Raw genomic sequence first — 23,248 nt, 5'->3', positions numbered from 1 at the left:
AACTCATTATTTGGCAGGTATTCTCATGTTTTTAGGTATTGATTTAGGAACTTCTGGTATCAAGTTAGTTTTAACTAACGACAGCGGGGGGATTGTAGATAGCGCATCTAGTGCGTTTGAAGTTTCCAGAGTAAAACCTTTATGGTCAGAGCAAAACCCACAAGACTGGTGGGATGGATTCTGCACCGCCATGGATACGCTAAGTTCACAATACGACCTTTCAAAAGTAAAAGGCATTGGTTTCGCTGGTCAAATGCACGGGGCTACGTTGCTAGACAGCAAGCAAAATGTCATTCGGCCTGCAATATTATGGAACGACGGTCGCTGCGAAGCTCAGTGCGGTGAAATTGAGCAGCTTGTACCTAATGCCCGAGAAATAACGGGCAATATTATTATGCCTGGATTTACTGCCCCAAAATTACTTTGGGTTAAGCAACACGAGCCTGAGCTATTTGCAAAAATTGATAAAGTACTGCTCCCCAAGGACTATTTACGATTATTACTCAGCGGCGACTTTGCTACAGACATGTCGGATGCCGCCGGAACCATGTGGCTAGACGTAGCGGGACGTTGTTGGCATGCAGATATGCTCAACGCCTGTGGTTTAAGTGAATCGAACATGCCGACATTATATGAAGGCAGTGAAATCACTGGCCGGTTATTAGAGCCGCTTGCCAAACGCTGGAATATGAATAGTGTACCTTTGGTCGCCGGTGCAGGTGACAATGCCGCAGGTGCAATTGGTGTAGGGATCGTCAAACCCGGTCAGGCCATGTTGTCCCTTGGTACTTCCGGGGTATATTTTGCCGTCAGTGAGGGCTTTCGCAGCAATCCTGAATCCGCGGTGCATAGTTTCTGTCACGCATTGCCTGATACTTGGCATTTGATGTCGGTGATGCTTAGTGCTGCCAGCTGCTTGCAGTGGTACAGCGAAAAAGTGGCCAAATGTGATGTGATCGATTTACTCACAAGTCTTGAACAGGCAAAAATCAAAAATAATATTGATTATCAGCACTGCCCACTGTTTTTACCTTATTTAAGCGGTGAGCGCACTCCTCATAATAATCCTAATGCCAGTGGGGCATTTTTTGGATTAACCCATTCAACAGACCAAATTTCCTTGACCCATAGCGTGCTTGAAGGTGTGACCTTTGGTTTAGCTGATGGGGTTGATGCATTACATGCCTCAGGCGTGAAAGTCGACGAAATAACGCTGATTGGTGGCGGAGCTAAGAGCGCGTATTGGCGTCAATTGATAGCCGATGTATTACAACGCCCCGTCACCTATCGTCAAGGCGGTGATGTAGGCCCAGGATTAGGCGCCGCGCGTCTGGCACAGTTAGCTGTAGACCCTAATGCCACTCTCGAATCAATATGCCCGCAGCCACTCCTCGATTCGGTCTACCAGCCCAATACTGAACGAGCAGAAGTATATGCCAAGCGGCGCGAAAAATTCGCAGCACTTTATCAAGTAACACGTGACATTTTTTAGTCCGTTGGGCATTAAATAGTTCGATGCCCAACGACTTTATTGAAAAACCCACAAAACACAAAAGTTAACCTAAAAAACATAATTGTGACGCTCATCATCTGTTGTGATGATGAACGTAACCGAAGATGAGTCGTTAACATAATATATTAGGAGAGCCCCATGGCTGAATATTTTAAAGACATCCCAAAAGTACAATTTGAAGGTACAAGTTCACAAAATCCGCTGGCCTTTCGCCATTACAACCCTGACGAAATAGTGTTGGGTAAAAGTATGAAAGACCACTTACGCCTTGCAGCATGTTACTGGCATAACTTCTGCTGGGATGGCGCTGACGTCTTCGGTGCAGGTACATTTGATCGTCCGTGGTTGAAGCCAGGGGATGCTATGCAACGGGCAAAAGAAAAAGCCGATGTGGCATTTGAATTTTTCTCAAAACTCAATATTCCTTACTACTGTTTCCACGATGTTGATGTGTCTCCTGAAGGGAACTCTATCAAAGAGTACATCAACAACTTTGCTCAAATGACCGATGTACTTGAAGCCAAGCAAGAAGAAACGGGGCTTAAACTATTATGGGGCACAGCAAACTTATTCAGTAATCCTCGCTACGCGAGTGGTGCTGCGTCTAGCCCTAATCCCGAAGTGTTCACTTATGGCGCGACTCAAGTTATGCACGCAATGAACGCCACTAAACGTTTAGGCGGAGAAAACTACGTATTATGGGGTGGCCGTGAAGGTTACGAAACATTGCTTAACACCGATTTACGTCAAGAGCGCGAACAACTTGGTCGCTTTATGAATATGGTGGTTGAGCACAAGCATAAGATTGGTTTCAAAGGATTACTGTTGATTGAGCCTAAACCTCAAGAGCCTACTAAGCACCAGTATGATTACGACACCGCGACCGTTTATGGTTTCTTAAAGCAGTACGGTTTAGAAAACGAATTTAAAGTTAATATTGAAGCGAACCATGCCACATTGGCTGGCCACTCGTTTCAACATGAAGTGGCGACAGCTATTTCACTTGGTTTATTTGGTAGCATAGATGCTAACCGCGGTGATGCTCAACTTGGCTGGGATACCGATCAATTCCCTAATAGCGTTGAAGAGTTAACGTTGGTTATCTATGAAATGCTTAAATCGGGTGGCTTCACTTCTGGTGGCTTTAACTTCGACACAAAATTACGTCGTCAAAGTTCAGATCCACAAGATATGTTTATTGCCCACATTGGCGGTATGGATCATCTTGCAATGGCTTTAAAAAAGGCCGCACAGATGATTGAAAGTGACTTCTTGGGTCAAGCTGTGAGTAAGCGTTATGCCGGTTGGAATGGTGATTTAGGAAAAGGCATTCAAGGAGGCGATTTCACTTTAGAGTCGTTATCAAAATTGTGTATTGATAAAAATCTTCAGCCTAAGCACGTCAGTGGTCAGCAAGAATTGCTTGAGAATAAAGTAAACAACGTTTTATACGGTTAATAGCCACTCCTATTTACCGTATATATCGTCGAGCTGTGTCCTGTGGCTCTCTGCATACTTGGCCTAACACGTGTTAGGCCATTTTTTTAGTACTAACTCTCGTCTTTGCTACTCCATTACAGTAATGGCTTTAGAATTCAGACTTCTATCCTCCTTCTATAAGTGCCGATGTACGACAATCTCTAACCGACTACTTGTTATACCAATTCCGGTAAATAATTAATCACTCAGCAAAAATTTAAAAGGACATAATCGAGGCGCTTGAATGATAGCCCTTTATTAAAAATCACATGATGCTCTTTCGAGTTCGAGCAACAAAGAGTAAGTCCTTTTAAAATTCGCCCGAAGGGAATACCCTAGCGGGTTTTGTACTACGTTCTCGGTTTTTGAAAGGGAACAACCATTACTGCGCACCGACGCCTTTTTCAAAATCCGCTGAATGAATTCACAGAGGGCAATTGTTTATTGGAACGGGTATTAGATTAGCGCATTTCTGTTTTGTCGTGTCTAGGGCGCAGTAAAATGTAAGATAAGCTACACCATCTCACCGATAGACATATCTGAAACGTCTACATCAGTATGTATATGTGTTTGCTTGTTGCAGCGCAACAAGCAAACACCCGTTAAATGCGCAGCATAAACTAGTTTTAATATGCATGTATTTTATATCAGAGTATGAAATATCAAATACATAAAAGCCGCTATTGAAGTGACCCCCAATAGCGGCTTTGTAATTGAGTATCCTTAGGGTTTAACCTTGCATTTCTTCCAGCTCTTTACCCTTGGTTTCTTGTACCAATTTAAATACAAATACAATTGAAATCAATGCCCCAATCGCGTAAATACTATACGCCCCAGCTAAGCCAATTGAGGCTAAGAAAATTGGGAAAGTAAAGGTAACTATAAAGTTAGCCCCCCACTGCGCAAACCCCGCGACGGCTAATCCAGAGCAACGAATTTGATTCGGGAACATTTCCCCAAGCATGACCCACATAACAGGGCCCCAAGACAAGTTAAAGAAGAATACATAGGCATTCGCGGCAACAAGTGCGACAACACCTTGATCTCCTAGACTTAAGTTACCACTGGCATCAGTACCAGAGTTTGCAAAGACGTACACCATAGTACTCAAGGCGATGGTCATGCCAACAGAGCCAATCAACAGAAAGGGTTTACGCCCCACCTTATCAATCAAAAACATGGTAACGAATACCGCTGCAATGCTAACCGCGCCGCTGATTACGTTGATCATCAGCGCATCGGATTCTGAGAATCCAGCCGCTTGCCATAAAATAGCACCATAATAGAACACTACATTTATACCTACTAGCTGCTGAAAGACTGCTAAACCAATACCGACCCACATGATAGGGCGTATTTTGCCACTGACTTTATCGATTAGGTCTGACAACTTAGGCGCAGATGTCTGAGTCTCGAGAGATGCATCAATTTCCTGATACTTACTTTGTCCTTGCGCATCTCCGTATAACGCACTTAATACTCGCTTGGCTTTTTCTGTATTCTTGCTGATCACCAAATAGCGCGGGCTCTCAGGAATAAACATCAGTGCAATTAAAAACAACGACGCAGGAATTAATTCAATCCAAAACATCCAGCGCCATGCTTGAAATCCCATCCAAAATTCAGCAGTAGATGAACCAGCAAAATCCGCTAAAAAGTAATTACTTACAAAGGCTGAAAAGAGTCCAAAAATAATAGCGACTTGTTGAACTGAAGAAAGCGTGCCGCGAAAACGTGCAGGCGCAATTTCGCTTATATAAGCAGGCGCCATAACAGATGCAGCCCCTACCGCTAAACCACCCAATATACGATAAACCACAAACTCCATAGATGATGTTGACACCCCTGAGCCCCAGGCACTTATTATAAAAAATACTGCAGCAGTAATCAGTAAAGGTCGACGCCCAAACCTATCAGCTAGTCGTCCAGCACTAAATGCGCCAACGGCACAGCCCAGCAACATACTGGAAACATTAAAACCAGTACCCGCGTTATCGGAGTTAAAAGCACTTTGTAGTCCGTCTACCGTGCCATTTATCACTCCACTATCAAAACCAAATAAGAAGCCACCTATGGTCGCGACGCAACTGACAAGAATGATCATCAGCGTATTTTCTTTATTCTGAGACAAAACGTATTCCTCTTTGTTATCCCGATGGAAAGCGCCTCATTGAATTATTACTTATTGGTTCAATTTTGACGCTAATTCACAAAAAGCCTAACCATAAGGTTCAAGCTTAAATCTTATGTTTAGTAATAAGCTTGATAAGGAACTATCGTGCCGTCTTGGTTATATTTCAGCTCTGCCATTTTCACACTGCGCAGATGGGTCTGCCCTTTTGACAAAGTGCTATCGTGATAAAACAAGTACCACTTACCTTGGAACTGTGCGATTGAGTGATGATTGGTCCACCCAACAACAGGATCAAGTACCACACCTTTGTAAGTATAAGGACCCATCAGGTTTTCACTCATGGCATAAACGATTTTATGGGTATCACCAGTAGAATAAGATAAATAGTAATTACCTTGGTACTTATGCACCCACGCGGCTTCAAAGAAACGCCTATCTAAATCACCCTGCTTAATAGGCTGGCCACTTTCATCTACAATCATGATGTCTTGCGGCTCGCCGTCCATTGATACCATATCGGCAGCTAACTTCACCGCTTTGGGCATCAATGCAGGCGCATCGTCTGCAGGGTAGTCATCTTGTGAGCTATATTCGCCTTTTGTCCAGCGTTGTAACTGCCCACCCCAGATACCGCCAAAGAACAAATAATGTTGCTGGTCGTCATCCTCGAATACCGCAGGGTCCATACTAAAACTGCCCGCCATAGGCTCTGGCTGGGGTTTAAATGGCCCAACGGGTGAATCGCTAATCGCCACACCTATACGAAAAATATCTTGTTTGTCTTTAAGGGGAAAGTAGAGGTAATACTGACCATTTTTGCTTGCTGCATCAGGCGCCCACATTTGTCGCCCTGCCCAAGATACATCATCAACCGATAATGCCACGCCGTGCTCAGTTACTTCGCCACCCACTTCATTCATTGACAGAATATGGTAATCACGCATTGCAAAATGATCGCCATTGTCATCTTGCGGTATGCCGGCCTCATAATCATGAGAAGGGTAGATATATAACTTGCCGTCGAACACATGGGCTGACGGATCCGCTGTGTATATATTTGTTACTAAAGGCAAAGACTTAGACTTATATTCGTCTAGTCCTTGGTCTTTTTCTTGCTTCCCTGAAGCCTGAATAGCCAAAACGTCTGAAACCGACGAAGTATCAGCAGTCGTTTCGTTCTTTTGGGCTTGCTCTGTACAGCCAGATAGCATCACACCAGCAATAGCCAAAATAGATAAATAACGTGTATGCACTATGAAATCCTACTCATTAAATTAGTTATAGTCATGTTAACCATATGTAACGAGTCGTGTCTAGCACACCACCACTAAATTTCTATTTATGGCAAAAATAGTAAAGCCCGAATGAAAAAGCACAATTACCTAAAAGTTAAAATTCAAAGTTGAAGCCATGTTCACAAAGCTTTTGATACACCACCATATCAAATCGGTATAGGCTTGCTGCGCGATGCATCACGCCTTTTTGTTTTTCGTCACAATCGATTAACAGATTCATTTTTAAAATTTTTCGTCTGAAATTAGGCTTATCTAATTTGACGTCTAAGATCGCTTCGTACACTTCCTGAAGTTGTAATAATGTGAATTTTTCCGGTAGTAAATTAAAACCAATAGGTTCATGGCGGACTTTATTTTTTAAATGCAGTAAAACGGCCTTAACAATATCGCCATGGTCATAAATTAAATCCGGCAAATGAAGTACATCGCACCATTCAACATGCGACGCCGTACCTCCTGGCATCATTTTGTATAGGTCTGGGCGGACTAACGCATAATAAGCAATCGTCACTACGCGCTCAGCTGGGTAACGCCCAACCTCACCAAAAGCACGAAACTGCTCAAGATACATGTCATCAACGCCAGTGATCATCTTTAAGATCCGTTTGGCGGCGCTATCGATAGGTTCATCATATCCAACCCAGCCCCCTAACAATCCCCATTGTCCCTGCGCTAACCCTGTGTTGTATTTGGCGGCCAAAACCATTAAACGACCATTTTCTATACCTAACACCACATTATCTACCGACAAGGCTTGAATCACGTGTGGTTTGGATAATTCGTTGCTAGTTTTGTGCAATTGGTTTCCCCTTAACCCTAAATTATTTTCAAAAATTACATTGTTAGGCATCTTAAACAAAATCCTTTTATTCACAATCGGTAAACAAGTCGTGATTAGTATAAATAACGCGCAGAAAAGTAATTTTACTAAAATATAATAATTGATTTACAAATTGTCACAATGACCATTATGATTTCATCTCGTTACACTAGTCAATAGTGTGGGATCTTGCAGAATGAAAACTAGCAATTTGGGTATTCCACTCCTCTAGCACCGAATAGGAATTTGAGATGAGAATGTTTTCCGTTAAAAAAGTCTGCGCATTGGGATTTGTCACTCTAGCGTTCAGTAGCTTCGCAGCCAGCGATTACCATGATTCAAGTTTATCCACCGAGCAAAGAGTCAGCAACTTGCTTGGGCAAATGACACTTCAGGAGAAGGTCGCTCAGTTAGAAACAGTCTGGCACGAAGGGCGAGAATTAAAGGGTTCTAACGGGGTATTGAAGACCGACATGGCAAAGAAGATTTTGCCCTTAGGCATTGGCCACGTGGCCCGGCCCAGCGAAGACCTTTCCCCTGTCGATACCGTTAAATATACAAATGCAATCCAAAAATGGCTAGTCGAAAATACCCGCCTAGGCATTCCTGCTATCTTCCATGAAGAAGCACTTCATGGTCACGCAGCTAGTGAAGCCACCAGCTTTCCCCAAGCTATTGCGATGGCCAGTACATGGGATCCAACATTAATTCACGATATTTACCAAGCCAGTGCCGAAGAAGTCAGAGCACGCGGCGGAAATCAAGCCCTTACACCGATTCTGGATGTCGCGCGGGATCCTCGTTGGGGTCGTATCGAAGAAACCATGGGCGAAGATCCATATCTTATCGCTGAGTTAGGTGTATCAGCCGTAAAAGGCTTTCAAGGCGATGATCAACAAATCCCCGGCAACCGTGTTATGGCAACGCTCAAGCATTTAGCGGGTCATGGTCAACCCACGGGTGGACTTAATATCGCTCCCGCCCCCATTGGTGAACGCGCACTACGTGAAGTATTTTTATTCCCGTTTGAAGCGGCAGTAACGCTTGCTCATGTGGGCAGCGTAATGGCGTCGTATAATGAAATTGACGGTATACCGTCTCATGCTAACAAGATGTTGCTTACCGATATTTTGCGAGATGAATGGGGATTTGACGGTTTATTAGTAAGTGATTACTACGCCATAAAAGAGCTAATTACGAGGCATGGTTTAGCTGGAAGTGATGAAAACGCGGCGATCATGGCACTCAATGCTGGTGTTGATGTTGAAATGCCTGATCGCGACGTTTTCCCGCTTTTGGAAAAATTGGTCACGGAGAAAAAAATCCCACTTCATAAAATCGATACCGCAGTCGCTCGGATCCTACGTGAGAAATTTAAATTAGGTTTATTTGAAAATCCTTACACTGACGAAAATAAGGTCCATGCTATCGTTGGCAGTAAAGCCCATCGCGCATTAGCGCAAACCAGTGCGGAAAAAGCAATGGTGCTTTTAAAGAACGACGGGGTTTTACCTTTTAACAGTGCGGATATTAAGCAAGTAGCTGTGATTGGCCCCCACGCAGATGAAACGCTGCTTGGTGGCTACAGTGACATTCCTCGTCAAACGGTAACGATCCTCGATGGTATTCGGAATAAACTCGGTCAATCGACCAAAGTTGAGTTCTCCCGTGGTGCTGTTATTACTGAAGACATTAAAGATCCTTCACCTGCATCAGTCAAAGCGCAAAGCTATTCAAAAGAACGCTGGAATAAAGAGAATATGAAACTTGCGGATCAAAGCAATGCACAGCAACTAATTGATGATGCCGTTGCTCTGGCTAAAAGTAGTGATATTGCAGTGGTCGTAGTTGGGTCAAACGAAGGCACGTCACGAGAAGCTTGGGCAGAAAATCATTTAGGGGATAGAGACTCTTTAGACTTACTCGGCAGCCAGCATGCACTTGTAGAAGCGGTATTAGCTACTGGTACCCCTACAGTCGTTATCTTATCTAACGGTCGTCCTTTAACACTTGGTAATTTATATCAAGACGCTCCAGCAATCATTGAAGCTTGGTATCTAGGCCAAGAAACCGGTACCGCGATAGCAAACGTACTATTTGGTGATGTAAACCCAAGCGGGAAATTACCTTTGAGCTTACCCAAAACCGTGGGGCAATTACCGGTGTTTTATAACCATAAACCATCGGCAAAACGCGGTTATATTTTTGCTGATACAGCCCCTGCTTTCGCATTTGGCCACGGCTTAAGTTACACCACGTTTGCCTACAGTGACTTAACGATAGACGCCAGCAATGCGCAAGCAAATGGCAAGGTAATTGCCAGTTTTACTCTAACCAATGATGGTAAAGTCGATGGAGAAGAAGTCGCGCAATTATACATTCGCGATGTATTTTCCAGTGTGACGCGCCCAGTTAAAGAACTTAAAGGCTTTAAACGGGTGGCATTAAAAGCAGGTCAAAGTAAACGCGTTACCTTTACGCTACCGGTTAACTTACTTGCATTTTATAACGTAGATATGCAGTTCGTAGTCGAGCCTGGCGCAATAAATGTGATGATTGGCAGTGCTTCAGATGATATTCGATTAGAAGAGCCATTTGAGATAGTCGGCCAAGTAAGTGAAATTACTCAAAAAAACAAAGCCTATCTAACAGAGGTAAGCATCTTGTAATATAAAGATCCCTCCTCGTTAATAACGATTCAGACGGCCCAATTGTGGCCGTCTTATTTACGTTTTACTGCAAAACTTTTACCCATCCTACATTGGCTTAATGCCAGCAATAAAATTATCTCGCTAATACGAAAATTAATCGACGATTTCGCTGACTACAAACTATTGACCGAATCGCGCCATACTAATTCAGGCTCAAATACGTGGGTGATCTCAGGCTGAGGCGCTTGATATATATTCTTTAAAATCCAGCTGGCCGCCATTTTTCCCATATCTTTTACCGGGTAATTCACAGTAGAAAGCTTAGGGTACATATATTGCGCGAGTAAAATGTTATCAAATCCCATTACAGAGATATCATCCGGTACAGCTAAGCCTTTGTCGCGAGCAGCTTGCATCGCGCCAGCAGCCATTTCATCATTGGCGCATACTACGGCACTAAAGGGAATATGTGTGTCCAGCAAGGTTAAGATACCTTCATTGCCCCCCTCTTCTTGGAAGTTACTTTCGAACAATAATGTCTCGTTACAGATAATACCGTATTCAGACAAGGCGTCTTGATGACCTAGATAACGATCACTGGCGTCCATTTTCCACAACGGCCCTGATATATACGCGATATCACGATGGCCATGTTCCAATAACGCTTTGGTGGCTAAATACCCCCCTCGGCGATTATTCAAACTGATGCAATTGTCGCTGATTTGAGGAATGTAACGATTGATTAAAATAAAGGGGTGTTTGCTTTTCGCAAGCTCAATTAAATACGCATCGCTAATCGCTTCGACGTGTAAAATAAGCGCATCACAGTTTCTGTCTATCAAGAATTCAATGCCATCCTTTTCGCTAACGGCATCACTGTGCCCTGCGGCAATAATAACGTGCTTGCCTGCTGTGCGAAGTTGCTTTTCAATGCCGCTCATCATCTCGCCATAAATAGGGCCGTGTAATTCAGAAACAAGAATTCCTACACTGTTCGAGCAATTTGACGCCAATGAACGGGCAATGGAACTGGGCCGATAATTTAGAGCCTCCACTGCTTTATTGACTTTATCCCGGGTCTTTTCGCTGACCCGGGTTCCGCCATTCATCACTCTAGAGACAGTAGCTAGGGACACTCCCGCGAGCGCAGACACTTCATAAATTGTCGCCATAACGTTTGTTCTTTACCTTAATTAAATTCCGCTGTGAAAATCTCAATGTGTCTCCTTGACGATAACACTTTGAATTTCCATTACCTTATAGTCGTTGAGTTTATAACGACTCATGAGCCAAGATACAACGATAAACGCCATCGCTGGGAAAATAGTAAAGGAAACCAAAATACCATTGACGGCTTCTGCACTTTGAGCCGTGTCGGGTTGATAGCCATAAGAAGCCAAAAGCCAGCCAACAATAGCGCCTCCAAGAGCAAGGCCAAGTTTAATGAAAAAAACCACGGATGAATATGTCATGCCTGTAATGCGCACACCGGTTTTAAACTGACCATAATCAACGGTGTCGGCGATTTTAGCCCATAACAAAGGGGTGCCCATTTGTAGAAAGACATTACCGATGAAGTAAATAACAAAAGCTAAAACCAACTGGTCAGGCTTAATCCAATAGCTGCCTACACACATCACAGCAGCAATAATTAACACACCACTGTAGACTTTAATTTTACATATACGTTTCACTACGCTTGGCGCCACCGCGCAGCCTAATATATTACCGATCATGCCTAGGGTAATAAACGCCGTGATGAGGTCTTCTCGAAGCAGAAAATACTTCACGTAATAAATTGCCAACGTGTTGCGCATCACCATACCAATCAACACAAAAAATGCCACCGCACACAAAATGCGCCACTGATCGTTTTGCCACAATGAAGCCATATCCTGTTTAAAGGTAGAATTTTGCTTCGGCGCAATCACCCGCTCTTTCGTACCGGCAAAACACACAAAAAACATAATCACGCCCACAGCACTCATCGCAGCGATCGTAAGTTGATAGCCCTTTGCTTTGTCACCGGCACCAAACCAATCGACCAACGGTAAAGTACATGCCGTGACAATTAAGCCACCCAGCATACCAAATACAAATCGATAAGATTGCACGGAAACCCGCTCTTTAGGATCAGCTGTTATCACGCCACCTAATGCAGAATACGGAATATTAATTGCGGTGTAAGCAATCATCAGCAAAGCATAAGTGGCGAAGGCGTATATCACCTTTCCCTGTTCGGTAAAGTCAGGCGTGGTAAATGCCAACACACTTATCACTCCAAAAGGTACAGCTAACCACAATAGATAAGGCCGAAACTTACCGTATTTAGTTTGTGTACGGTCGGTCATAGCCCCCATTAACGGATCAGTGACCGCGTCAAAAATACGCACGACTAAAAATAGCGTGCCCACCACTGCGGGTGATATACCAAAAATATCAGTGTAGAAAAAGGATAAAAACAGCATCACCGACTGGAAAACAATGTTGCTGGCGGTATCGCCTAACCCATAAGCGATTTTTTCTTTTATGCTTATCATGATGCTCCCTCTGCAACTACGCGCTTTTGGCGAAGTGGCGACGACTAATGAAATCTCGATAAGCTAACCCACTCGCCTTAATAGTGCGCTGCTGGGTGGCATAATCTACGTAAACAATACCGAAACGCTTTTCGTATCCTTCAGCCCATTCAAAATTGTCCATCAAGCTCCACGCGAAATAGCCGCGAATATCCACACCTTTTTCAGCGGCGTCGCTCACTGCTTGTAAGTGCCCCTGAAAGTACGCAATACGATTAGTATCTTGTACCTGGCCATTAGCATAGGTATCCGGCATCGCGGCACCATTTTCGGTGATATAGATCGGCGGTAAAGTATATTGCTTGTTAAGTTGAAGCAAAATGTCAGTTAAGCCCTTAGGGTATACTTCCCAGCCCATGTCGGTAAAAGGCAGAGATTCGTCTACCCACTTTTCCCGTTCATCTTCTCCCATTGCCTGATAGACCTCACGGGTATAATAATTCAAGCCCAAATAATCCATCGGCTGGCATATAATATCCATATCGCCCTCTTCAATTGGCGGCATTTCAGCTTCCGGCAGGGTATCTATTGATTGGGGGTATTTCCCTTCTAGCACAGGCATAACATACCAATGGTTTAGATTCTGATCAGCAGCCCACGCTGCTTTAATATCTTCTTCGCTGTCTGTTTTGGGATAACAAGGGCTCACGTTTAGTACGATACCATTTAAGGTATTTGGACTGTTTTTGGCCAGTACTTGCATACCCAAACCGTGGGCCAATAACAGGTGATGTGCGGCTTGTTTACCAAATGCTTTGCCCACTAAACCCGGGGCATGAATGCCTAATTCATAGCCTAAATAGGCACTACAGAAGGGTTCGTTCAAGGTCGAGTAGGAATACACTCTGTCACCAAATGCTTGAGTGATAAGTTCGACATAATCACGAAAGTGATAAGCCGTTTCACGATTCAACCAGCCGCCATTGTCCTCTAAATGCTGAGGCAAATCCCAATGATATAAGGTGACATAGGGTTTGATATTTTTTTTGTTTAGAGCATCGAGCAACTTGATGTAAAAACTCACCCCTTGTGGGTCTAACTCACCACTTCGCGTGATAACGCGAGGCCAAGAAATAGAAAAACGATAGGCGTCGACTTCAAGTGACTCGATCAAATCTAAGTCTTGTTCCCATCGGTGATAATGGTCGCAGGCGACTAAGCCATCAGAGTTATCTTTAATCTTGTCGGGCGTAGCACAAAAGGTATCCCAAATGCATGCTCTGCGCGATTCAGCAGCCCCTTCAATCTGAAAGGCGGCGGTGGCTACGCCATAAGTAAAATTAGCTTGGCTAAGTGGAGATGATTTTGCGAGAGATATTTTCATAATCAATTAATAGTTGCCTGCGGTAAGTAAAAGCGTAGAAGAATTCAAAGAGCGCATCTTGCAAGTCAAAACGTTTGCTGATTTTTACTGAATTACAAAAAACCAAATGAAAGCGCTTACATTAATGTTATTACTTTGTTACGCTTAGGTCAACAAATCAAGCTTATATCGCGACATCGATCGTAAAACAGACAGGTAAAATACCATGATCAATCCATCAACTATCGTTTCACCTGAGCCAGTTCAAAGCGCAGCGCCGCAAAGCTATCGTTTCGCTTTGACCTCGCTGACCTCATTATTTTTCATGTGGGGTTTCATTACAGCCATGAACGATGTACTTATACCACACCTAAAAGGCGTATTCTCACTGAGTTACACACAAGCCATGTTGATCCAACTTTGTTTCTTCGGGGCGTACTTTTTAGTATCAGTTCCAGCAGGTTGGTTAGTTAAGCGTATTGGCTTTCAGCGAGGTATCAGTGTTGGTTTACTCGTCGCTTGCATTGGCTGTTTACTGTTTGTGCCCGCAGCGACAAGTCACGCTTATTGGATTTTTCTAAGTGCGTTATTTGTACTGGCATCGGGGATCACTATTTTACAAGTAGCTGCGAATCCGCTGGTTACGTTACTGGGTAAACCAGCAACAGCATCAAGCCGCCTAACGTTAACGCAGGCATTTAACTCGCTGGGTACAACGCTTGCGCCGATCATAGGTGGCGCACTTATTTTTTCGGTTCTCGCTGAGAAAGACCTTACCGCTGACAGCGTTATTTTACCTTACGTGGTGCTAGCTTCGGTGCTCTTTTTATTGGCAATTATCTTTTTAAAAATATCATTACCCGATACCTCCTCGCCAAAAACGCATAATTCACACCCGCAGGCAAAAGGCAGTCCATTACAGCATCGTCACCTCGCGTTAGGTGCAGTGTGTCTATTTATCTATGTAGGTGCTGAAGTATCAATTGGTAGCTTCATCGTTAACTTTCTTGGGGAAGAACATATAGCCGGCTTAGCCGAGGCAACTGCTGCCACGTACCTCAGTTACTATTGGGGCGGAGCCATGGTTGGCCGATTTATCGGTGCAGCCGTAATGCAAAAAATCTCTGCGGGTAAACTGCTGGCTTTTAACAGCGTATGTGCCATGGCCTTAATCGCATTTGCTATTTCAGCGCAAGGCGAAGTTGCCATGTGGGCTATTTTAATGGTGGGTTTATTTAACTCAATCATGTTCCCTACCATCTTCAGTCTTGCTCTTACTGGGCTTGGCGACTTAACGAGTCGCGGCTCCGGTATTTTATGTTTAGCCATAGTAGGCGGTGCCATTATTCCAGTATTACAAGGTGCACTTGCGGATAACATAGGCGTACAACTGTCGTTTATATTACCTCTCGTTTGTTACTTATTCATCGCATTTTATGGTCTGAAAGGTTCTAAACCTACGCAATATTCAGCTGCCTAACTTATCACTACGGACTTTCAATTATGAATACAAAACGCAATCAATCATTGCTCCTTGGCGCGACGTCTATCAGTCTTATGTTGCTGGCCGGCTGCTCTGAACCTAGACCAAAAGAAAACACCACAAGTGTAGAAAATGTGTCAGCGAGCGCGCAAGCTCTCGAGTCAGACACGCTGAGTATTTGGCCGGAACTAGACATAGCCGTCAAACGAGACCCTGCCATCGAGCAGCGAATCTCCGATATACTCGGTAGTATGACCTTAGCGCAAAAAGTAGCGCAAACCATACAGCCTGAAATTCGCGATATTACGTTTGAAGATATGCGCACCTATGGCTTTGGCTCATATTTGAATGGCGGAGGCGCATTCCCCAATGGTGATAAACATGCATTGCCAAGTGACTGGGTAGCCTTGGCCCAAAAGATGTATCAAGCATCCATTGATGACAGTATTGACGGTTCTACTATTCCCACCATGTGGGGAACAGATGCTGTCCATGGTCACAATAACGTAATTGGTGCAACCTTGTTCCCGCACAACATAGGCCTAGGCGCTACGCACAATCCTGCACTGATCAAAGAAATAGCAAAAGCCACAGCCAAGGAAGTATTGGCCACCGGCATAGATTGGATTTTTGCCCCCACTGTCGCCACGGTACGCGATGACCGCTGGGGTAGAACTTACGAAGGTTATTCAGAAGATCCTGAAATAGTAAAAGCCTACTCAGCCGCGATTGTTGAAGGGTTACAAGGTAAAGCCGATGAGAACTTTTTTGGCGACCATCAGGTTATTTCTACCGTTAAACACTTTATTGGTGATGGTGGTACTGAGGGCGGAGATGATCAGGGCAATAATATTGTCCAAGAACAGGAATTATTCGATATTCATGCCCAAGGTTATGTTGGTGGCTTAAGTGCTGGTGCGCAAACCGTTATGGCGTCATTTAATAGCTGGAAAGGAGACAAGGTTCACGGCAATCATTATTTACTCACCTCAGTGTTGAAAGAACGAATGGGCTTTGATGGTTTAGTGGTTGGTGATTGGAACGGGCATGGGCAAGTTGCTGGTTGTAGCAATGAAAGTTGCCCGCAAGCCATGAACGCAGGACTGGATATTTTTATGGTCCCCACCGCGGCATGGAAACCCCTGCTTGAAAACACCATTGCCCAAGTACAATCTGGTGAAATTAGTCCAGCACGCTTAGACGATGCAGTTTCCAGAATTTTGAGAGTGAAGCTCAGAGCAGGCCTTTTCGATAAGCCAGCCCCAGCCGAAAGAGTCTTATCAGGTGATCAAGATATTATTGGCTCACCAGAGCACAGAAATGTTGCACGCCAAGCTGTACGTGAATCATTAGTATTATTGAAAAATAATCAGCAGATATTACCTTTATCACCTAGTGCAACAATACTAGTCGCCGGTGGCGGTGCTGATAATATTGGTCAACAGTCAGGTGGCTGGAGTATCACTTGGCAAGGAACCGGTAATACCAACCAAGACTTTCCTGGTGGCACATCAATCTATCAAGGCATAAAGCAAGCTGTGGCAACAGCCAATGGCAAGGTTGCGCTAGCTGTAGATGGCAAATTTGAGCAAAAACCAGATGTGGCGATAGTCGTGTTTGGTGAGCAACCCTATGCTGAAGGTAATGGCGATTTAGATAATCTCGAGTATCAGCGTGGCAACAAAACTGATCTTGCATTGCTGCAATCGTTTAAAGCACAAGGCATACCTGTTGTATCGGTATTTCTAACTGGGCGTCCTTTATGGATTAACCCCGAGCTGAATGCTTCAGATGCTTTTGTTGTTGCGTGGTTACCCGGCACGGAAGGCGGGGGCGTAGCAGAAGTTTTATTTACTAATGCGCAAGGTGATGTGCAGCATGACTTTATAGGTCAGCTTTCTTTTTCTTGGCCAAAAAGTCCTGAACAAAGTCATATTAATCGCTTTGACGAAGATGACACACCATTATTACCCTACGGTTTTGGTTTGCATTATGGTCAAAAGAGCACGCTAGACAACGCATTATCTGAAGACTCAGGCTCAGGCGCAAACCAATCTCAAGCACTCGCCACGCTATCTATTTATGACAGAAGCATTCAGGCCCCGTGGAAAATGGCTCTAGTCAATTCTGAAAAAAGCAGCACCATTAGCAGCAGCATGTTAGAAAATGGCGCAATGAAATTTAGAACTATCGATAGACGCGTACAAGAAGACGCATTCAAAGTAGATTGGTTACAACCAAATGCCGGCCAACTGCGTATTTACCACGATTTTGTGCAAGATATGCGAAGCTATTCTGAAGCGCAAAGCGTATTAAGCTTCGACTACAAGCTAGATGCAACGTTAGATGGCCCTTTAAGACTTCAAGTTAATTGTACAGACACCTGCCAAAGCGATATCGATTTAAGTCCGCACATGTCATTTAGCCAACCCGACAAATGGCAAACAATAAGTATCGACTTAGCCTGTTTCGAACAAGGCGCCGAGGATTTCTCTAAGGTAGGCATTCCATTCGCATTAAGTTCTGCAGGTATATTAAGCTTATCAGTATCAGATATTAACATCATACCCAACGCTGCTGATAAAGCAGATGTGCAGTGTGCTGCGCAATAAAACGCGCTAACGACCAATATATAACCATCGTCCATCTAATGGCGATGGCTATATACACTCACCGATGAACACTCGTAAACGATAGTTGTCTGCGAGTGTTTCACGTTATCCTTATGTTATTAATAATTACCCAGCCGCCCCCTCCCACATAAAAACAATAACATTTAAAATCAATATCTTAACCATAAAAAACGAAATTAATACGACTAACAACAAGTAAGATCTTTACATCCAACTGAATGAATTTCAGTCAGATTGTTAATTTTATGTTGATCTAGATTAACAAATATCATAACCTTAATGAAAGCGCTTACATAAGTGCATTTTTTAAATCAAGAAATGAAAGCGCTTACAACTAACTCGTTCATCGACAACCGGGAACACACATGAAAGCTAAAACATTTTATAAAACACAACTTGCCACTAGTATCTCGTTGCTGCTAGGCGCCTCTATGCTGACACCTGCCTTAGCCCAAGAACTTAATGAGAGCGACGTAGAGGTCATTCAAGTTAAAGGCATTCGCGGCAGCATGATTAAATCGATGGACGTAAAACGCTCTTCAGCAGGTATCGTAGATGCGATTAATGCTGAAGACATCGGTAAGTTCCCAGATACTAACCTAGCGGAATCTTTGCAGCGTATTACCGGCGTATCCATTGACAGAAACAATGGTGAAGGCAGTAAAGTAACCGTCCGTGGTTTTGGTCCTGAGCGTAATCTGGTCACGCTTAATGGCCGTCAACTGCCCACCACTACGGGTGACCGTTCGTTTGATTTTGCTAATATAGCTGCAGAAGGGGTGAGTGGTGTTGAGGTTTATAAAACGTCTAATGCAACTGTCCCTACCGGGGGTATTGGCGCCACGATTAATATCCTGACCAATAAACCATTAAATAATCCTGGCATGCATTCTACTATAAGTGCGCAAGGACTTAACGATACTTCTAGTAATGACGGTGGTGTAACACCAGAGTTTTCCGGTATTTACTCTAATACATCTGATGACGGTAAATTTGGTATCTCTATTTCAGGCAGTTATTCAGAGCGTGAAAGTGGCAATCAACAAGCGAATGTAGGTACAGGTTGGCGTTCATTCGATGGCACAGCAGATCAAGATTGGAGTGGCGCAGCGGGTGCAAACCCACAATGGGGTGGCGTACCTAAAGATGAATTTCAAGCCAATCGCCCAGGCGATGGTGATATTTATTCGGTGCCGCAAACCACAGGTTATAAATTTGAAGAACAGCAGCGTAAAAGAACCAATGCTCAGTTAGTCTTACAATATAGTCCCGTTGAAAACCTCACCGCAACCTTAGACTACACCTATGTTAAGAAAGATATTGATACCCAATTTAATGATATCTCAGCATGGTATGGCTTTTCTCCGTCTAAAAACGTGTGGACAGACGGCCCGATCTCATCGCCTTTACTTTATTCAGAAGACTATGAAGAAAACGGCGTTGGCCTGCAAGATATCGCAATGGGTGGCGGTGATTACGGTACCCGTGATGAAACCAAGTCATTAGGCCTGAATCTAGAATGGCAAGTAAATGACAACCTGAACTTAGAGCTGGATTATCACAATTCTTCCGCAGAAAACGCTCCTAATAATGAGTTTGGTTCAAGCAATAACCTTGCTATGGCTGGTTTTATCCGTGCATCATCAGCGACAGATTTTACTGGCGACTTACCTATCCTAGCGATTCGCGGTGGTAACGCAATTCAGCCATCGGATATGCTCGTAACGGGAAGCGTATTTACCAATAATAAAAATCGTGCCGATACTGAGCAGACTCAGTTTCGTGGTAAGTATCTGCTTGAGGATGCTGGCAGCATCGATTTTGGCCTATCACTGACCACGTCAGAAAACCGCGGCCAAACCAAAAATGTACAGCGTAACAACTGGGGTGGAGAAGGTTCAGCGGGCGCATATGATGCAGATTTATTCCCTCGCAAATCGATTCAAAGTCAGTTTTCCGATGTAAGTGGTGGCAACTTCGCGGACTTTAACGGTCTTTATGGCGAAGATTATGAAATCATGGATACTTATTTCGCTTTTGATTTTCATGGCGTAAGAGACCAAGCTGCCGAGTTGTTAAGCGTGCAATCGGTTGGTGATTGCGGCAATTCTTTCTGTCCTTCAACCGATTACGCATCGGATACCGACAGATATAATAAAGAAGAAATGACCGCCGTTTATGCGCAATATAATTATGACGGCGAAATTGGTGACATGTTGTATGACGTGCATGTCGGTTTACGTTATGAAGAAACCGATGTCACCTCAACTTCTGCTGTCCCAGGTTATAATGGAGCGGTATGGAATGGCACAACTGAAGTCTTCTTGCTTTCCTCAGGCGAGCGCGAATTCCAAACCCAAGAAGGCAGCTACAACCATACCTTACCAAATTTCAATTTCAATATTGAAGTGGTTGAAGATGTCATGTTGCGAGCGGCTTACAGTCAAACGATAGGTCGTCCTAACTATAGCCAGATGATTGGAGGTACTTCACTCAATGAAGGCGCTCGATTTGATGGAGGAAGTGGAACCTCTGGTAGTGCTGCATTGCTACCGCTAGAGTCTGATAACATTGACCTTTCTGCAGAATGGTATTACTCCCCAGGAAGCTATGTATCGTTAGGGTATTTTAGAAAAACAACGACTAATAATGTTGTCATTGACAATATCTCAGTCACAACAGGTATCGCGAATCCTGCGAATGGTCCATACCAGCAAGAAGCGTTAGCCGCTGTGGGTGCTGATGGCGCCTTGCAACGCCAATATATATACGATACCTATGGGGCGACGGACCCTCTGGTGAATTTAGTTAATGGGAACATTGAAATTCAAGGTAATCCAGCCACTGATAGTTTGATGGTTTTCGATATTGAAACGCCTGTTAACGAATCTGGTGAGTCAACATTTGATGGTATTGAATTTGCTGTCCAGCATCTATTTGGTGAAAGTGGCTTTGGTGGTATTATCAATTACACCAAAGTGGACACTGGCGCTGAATTCGATAATTTTGATATTGGCGCTAACACGCAAGACGTAGAATTAGGCATCAGTGATACAGCAAACTTGGTAGCCTTTTATGAAGACTATGGCTGGTCTGTGCGTTTGGCTTACAACTGGCGTGACGAATTTCTTGAGTCTCAGTACCAAGGCGATGTGGGTGTATCTCCAGTATATGTCGAAGCTTATAGCCAATTAGATATGACCATTAGCTACGATGTTCCTCAGGTCGAAGGCTTAAATATTTTCTTTAATGCCATCAATTTGACTGACGAATACATTCGCAAGCATGGGCGTTCTGAATACCAAGTACTTAACGTGACGCAACAAGGTGCTCGCTATAATTTAGGTGCTCGCTACACGTTCTAGGTATAGCGTCAGCCATTCCTAAAATGTTGCATAAGGCCGCTGAATTAATCCATAATTCATGCGGCCTTTTTCTTATTAATGCTAACGTACATATTAATATGCGGATCTGTTAACCCAGAAGAAGCACTATGGCTTAACCAGAATGTCGCAATAAGCATATATTTATCTAATTAACGTAGTGGGATCCAAAATGGCCAACAACGTACTACTCAACAGTATCGATCATCAAAATATAAAAGTGATTACCGAACACTCATCAGATTATGGTGACAACTTATGGTACAGCCCCACCTTCCCAAGTGAATTCAGAAGTGTTCAAGCCTATTATCCAATCTTTTTCAATAAAGATCCCAATAGCGGAAAATTTTTTGCCATCGCCTTATTTGGATTTCAGGACCAGGAAAACTTGTTCTTGCAACATAATAAATGGCAAGCTGGCTATATTCCCTTGACCGTCGCCAGGCAGCCTTTCTTAATAGGCATACAAAAGGTTAAAGAAGACGGAATTGAAAAAGATCAAAGAGTATTACATATCGATCTTGATAACCCTCGAGTGAACCAAGAACACGGGGAGCCATTATTTTTAACGCATGGCGGTAACAGCCCCTACGTAGACCGAGCAGCCGATATGCTCGAAGCGATACATCACGGTTTTGTAGATAGTGCCGCATTTATTGACTGCCTAGTCGAATATGAATTGTTAGAGACATTTACCTTAGACATCACACTCAATGATGAAAGTAAGTATCAGATGATTGGATTTTATGCCATCAACGAAGACAAGCTTAATGCTCTTGGCGGCGCTACATTGGCTAAGTTTCATGAAAAAGGTTATTTACAGGCTATTTATATGACTATCGCCTCACAAGCGAATATCAGATCCTTGATGAATAAGAAAAACGAACTATTAGGGCTGTAACAGCCTTTTGCGTCAAACCTAGTTGAGTACAATCCAATGTTGGTAGTCGAGAAAAACGTTAAACACATTACCGACTGTCGCCCCGGCGATATTCCACAGTTTGTTTTATCGTCCACTGAGCCCCTTATTTTGAAAGGGTTTGCAGATGCATGGCCAATTGTTGAAGAGGGTCGTAAATCCGCGCAGGCGGCCGCTGACTATTTACGTGGTCTGTATAACGGCAAGCCCGTATTTAGCGCTTATGGCGAACCGCATACTCAAGGACGGGTTTTTTATAACGACGATATGACAGGCTTTAATTGCCAGGGTGTAAAGGCCGATCTCAACCTGGTATTGGATAAACTATTAGCTCATGATGCCGATCCTTCCCCGCCTACCATCTATGTTGCATCTGCTGAGGTAAATAATTGGCTACCCGGTTTTAACCAACAAAATAATGCGGGTCTTGATGACTTCAATCCACTAACCAGTATTTGGATTGGTAATCAAAGTAAGATTGCCGCCCATTACGATGTACCAAACAACTTAGCATGTTGCGTCGTGGGCAAAAGACGCTATACGGTTTTCCCCCCAGAGCAAATAGCTAACCTGTATGTCGGGCCGATGGAATTATCTCCAGGGGGACAAGATATTAGTTTGGTCGATTTTAGTCAGCCAGATTATGCCAAGTTTCCGAAATTTAAACAGGCTTTAGCAGCGGCTCAAGTCGCTGACTTAGACCCTGGAGATGCCTTATTTCTGCCCAGTATGTGGTGGCACCATGTTGAGGGTTTAACGCCTTTTAACGTATTGGTAACCCATTGGTGGCGGGATACTCCAGCTTTTATGGGAAGACCTGAAAACGCATTAAAGCTGGCAATATTGAGTCTGCGCAATTTGCCCCCGGCACAGCGCGATGCGTGGAAAGCCATTTTTGAGCATTATATCTTTGACCATCAGCCTGGGGATTTAGACCACATTCCTGATGCAGTAAAAGGGATGTTAGCACAGCCTCTGGATCTACTATCGGCTAAAAAAATTAGAGCTGAATTGCTCAATAAATTAAAAGTCTAAGCACTCGTTGCTCGCATTATT

At 43.8% G+C, this 23,248-nt stretch carries 14 protein-coding genes; 8 read left to right on the top strand and 6 right to left on the bottom strand.

The window, feature by feature from the left end; all coding sequences use genetic code 11:
* Positions 1 to 25 precede the first annotated feature (25 nt).
* Both xylB and xylA read left to right on the top strand, forming a co-directional pair.
* Positions 26 to 1,492: a xylulokinase gene (xylB, locus tag GQS54_RS01415; protein ID WP_166422214.1), complete on the top strand. Its 1,467-nt coding sequence runs from the start codon at positions 26 to 28 to the stop codon at positions 1,490 to 1,492.
* Between the two features lie 159 nt (positions 1,493 to 1,651).
* Positions 1,652 to 2,971 carry a xylose isomerase gene (gene xylA / locus GQS54_RS01410; RefSeq protein WP_166422213.1) on the top strand — a complete coding sequence of 440 codons (1,320 nt, stop codon included), beginning with the start codon at positions 1,652 to 1,654 and terminating at the stop codon, positions 2,969 to 2,971.
* 751 nt (positions 2,972 to 3,722) lie between these two features.
* On the opposite strand, the gene GQS54_RS01405 is transcribed toward xylA, so the two are convergent.
* The 3 genes from GQS54_RS01405 to GQS54_RS01395 form a co-directional block, all read right to left on the bottom strand.
* Positions 3,723 to 5,123, bottom strand: coding sequence for a sugar porter family MFS transporter (locus GQS54_RS01405; protein ID WP_166422212.1), 1,401 nt, complete (start codon positions 5,121 to 5,123; stop codon positions 3,723 to 3,725).
* A gap of 119 nt (positions 5,124 to 5,242) precedes the next feature.
* Positions 5,243 to 6,379, bottom strand: a complete 1,137-nt coding sequence (locus GQS54_RS01400; protein ID WP_166422211.1) for a glycoside hydrolase family 43 protein — start codon at positions 6,377 to 6,379, stop codon at positions 5,243 to 5,245.
* A gap of 136 nt (positions 6,380 to 6,515) precedes the next feature.
* On the bottom strand, positions 6,516 to 7,271 hold the full coding sequence (locus tag GQS54_RS01395; protein ID WP_240919793.1) for an NUDIX hydrolase: 756 nt from the start codon (positions 7,269 to 7,271) through the stop codon (positions 6,516 to 6,518).
* A gap of 221 nt (positions 7,272 to 7,492) precedes the next feature.
* On the opposite strand from GQS54_RS01395, the gene GQS54_RS01390 reads away from it, so the two are divergent.
* The gene (locus GQS54_RS01390) at positions 7,493 to 9,910 is read left to right on the top strand and encodes a glycoside hydrolase family 3 N-terminal domain-containing protein (RefSeq protein ID WP_240919792.1); all 2,418 of its coding nucleotides are present in this window, start codon (positions 7,493 to 7,495) and stop codon (positions 9,908 to 9,910) included.
* Positions 9,911 to 10,065: 155 nt separating this feature from the next.
* On the opposite strand, the gene GQS54_RS01385 is transcribed toward GQS54_RS01390, so the two are convergent.
* From GQS54_RS01385 to GQS54_RS01375, 3 genes are read right to left on the bottom strand one after another with little or no spacing between them, the layout of a single operon-like run.
* Entirely contained in the window at positions 10,066 to 11,064 is a 999-nt protein-coding gene (locus GQS54_RS01385) for a LacI family DNA-binding transcriptional regulator (RefSeq protein ID WP_166422210.1), read from the bottom strand.
* Positions 11,065 to 11,106: 42 nt separating this feature from the next.
* On the bottom strand, positions 11,107 to 12,432 hold the full coding sequence (locus GQS54_RS01380; RefSeq protein ID WP_166422209.1) for a glycoside-pentoside-hexuronide (GPH):cation symporter: 1,326 nt from the start codon (positions 12,430 to 12,432) through the stop codon (positions 11,107 to 11,109).
* A 16-nt stretch (positions 12,433 to 12,448) separates the two neighbouring features.
* On the bottom strand, positions 12,449 to 13,795 hold the full coding sequence (locus GQS54_RS01375; RefSeq protein ID WP_166422208.1) for a GH1 family beta-glucosidase: 1,347 nt from the start codon (positions 13,793 to 13,795) through the stop codon (positions 12,449 to 12,451).
* A 205-nt stretch (positions 13,796 to 14,000) separates the two neighbouring features.
* On the opposite strand from GQS54_RS01375, the gene GQS54_RS01370 reads away from it, so the two are divergent.
* The 5 genes from GQS54_RS01370 (at position 14,001) to GQS54_RS01350 (ending at position 23,227) form a co-directional block, all read left to right on the top strand.
* On the top strand, positions 14,001 to 15,254 hold the full coding sequence (locus GQS54_RS01370; protein ID WP_166422207.1) for a sugar MFS transporter: 1,254 nt from the start codon (positions 14,001 to 14,003) through the stop codon (positions 15,252 to 15,254).
* A gap of 23 nt (positions 15,255 to 15,277) precedes the next feature.
* The gene (locus GQS54_RS01365; RefSeq protein WP_166422206.1) at positions 15,278 to 17,869 is read left to right on the top strand and encodes an exo 1,3/1,4-beta-D-glucan glucohydrolase; all 2,592 of its coding nucleotides are present in this window, start codon (positions 15,278 to 15,280) and stop codon (positions 17,867 to 17,869) included.
* 386 nt (positions 17,870 to 18,255) lie between these two features.
* Positions 18,256 to 21,255 carry a TonB-dependent receptor gene (locus GQS54_RS01360; protein ID WP_166422205.1) on the top strand — a complete coding sequence of 1,000 codons (3,000 nt, stop codon included), beginning with the start codon at positions 18,256 to 18,258 and terminating at the stop codon, positions 21,253 to 21,255.
* Positions 21,256 to 21,445: 190 nt separating this feature from the next.
* Complete coding sequence (locus GQS54_RS01355) at positions 21,446 to 22,174, top strand: SapC family protein (RefSeq protein WP_166422204.1); 729 nt, start codon at positions 21,446 to 21,448, stop codon at positions 22,172 to 22,174.
* A 36-nt stretch (positions 22,175 to 22,210) separates the two neighbouring features.
* Positions 22,211 to 23,227: a cupin-like domain-containing protein gene (locus GQS54_RS01350; RefSeq protein WP_166422203.1), complete on the top strand. Its 1,017-nt coding sequence runs from the start codon at positions 22,211 to 22,213 to the stop codon at positions 23,225 to 23,227.
* Positions 23,228 to 23,248: the final 21 nt, after the last annotated feature.

This window comes from Paraglaciecola sp. 20A4, assembly GCF_011378905.1.
Classification (GTDB): Bacteria; Pseudomonadota; Gammaproteobacteria; order Enterobacterales; family Alteromonadaceae; genus Paraglaciecola.
This window is presented reverse-complemented; position numbering and strand designations above follow the sequence as displayed.

Coding starts and splice junctions, on each gene's coding strand:
- GQS54_RS01350 (WP_166422203.1), top strand. CDS start 22,211: ATGTTGGTAGTCGAGAAAAACGTTAAACACATTACCGACTGTCGCCCC.
- GQS54_RS01395 (WP_240919793.1), bottom strand. CDS start 7,271: ATGCCTAACAATGTAATTTTTGAAAATAATTTAGGGTTAAGGGGAAAC.
- GQS54_RS01380 (WP_166422209.1), bottom strand. CDS start 12,432: ATGATAAGCATAAAAGAAAAAATCGCTTATGGGTTAGGCGATACCGCC.
- GQS54_RS01370 (WP_166422207.1), top strand. CDS start 14,001: ATGATCAATCCATCAACTATCGTTTCACCTGAGCCAGTTCAAAGCGCA.
- GQS54_RS01390 (WP_240919792.1), top strand. CDS start 7,493: ATGAGAATGTTTTCCGTTAAAAAAGTCTGCGCATTGGGATTTGTCACT.
- xylA (WP_166422213.1), top strand. CDS start 1,652: ATGGCTGAATATTTTAAAGACATCCCAAAAGTACAATTTGAAGGTACA.
- GQS54_RS01355 (WP_166422204.1), top strand. CDS start 21,446: ATGGCCAACAACGTACTACTCAACAGTATCGATCATCAAAATATAAAA.
- xylB (WP_166422214.1), top strand. CDS start 26: ATGTTTTTAGGTATTGATTTAGGAACTTCTGGTATCAAGTTAGTTTTA.
- GQS54_RS01385 (WP_166422210.1), bottom strand. CDS start 11,064: ATGGCGACAATTTATGAAGTGTCTGCGCTCGCGGGAGTGTCCCTAGCT.
- GQS54_RS01375 (WP_166422208.1), bottom strand. CDS start 13,795: ATGAAAATATCTCTCGCAAAATCATCTCCACTTAGCCAAGCTAATTTT.
- GQS54_RS01360 (WP_166422205.1), top strand. CDS start 18,256: ATGAAAGCTAAAACATTTTATAAAACACAACTTGCCACTAGTATCTCG.
- GQS54_RS01365 (WP_166422206.1), top strand. CDS start 15,278: ATGAATACAAAACGCAATCAATCATTGCTCCTTGGCGCGACGTCTATC.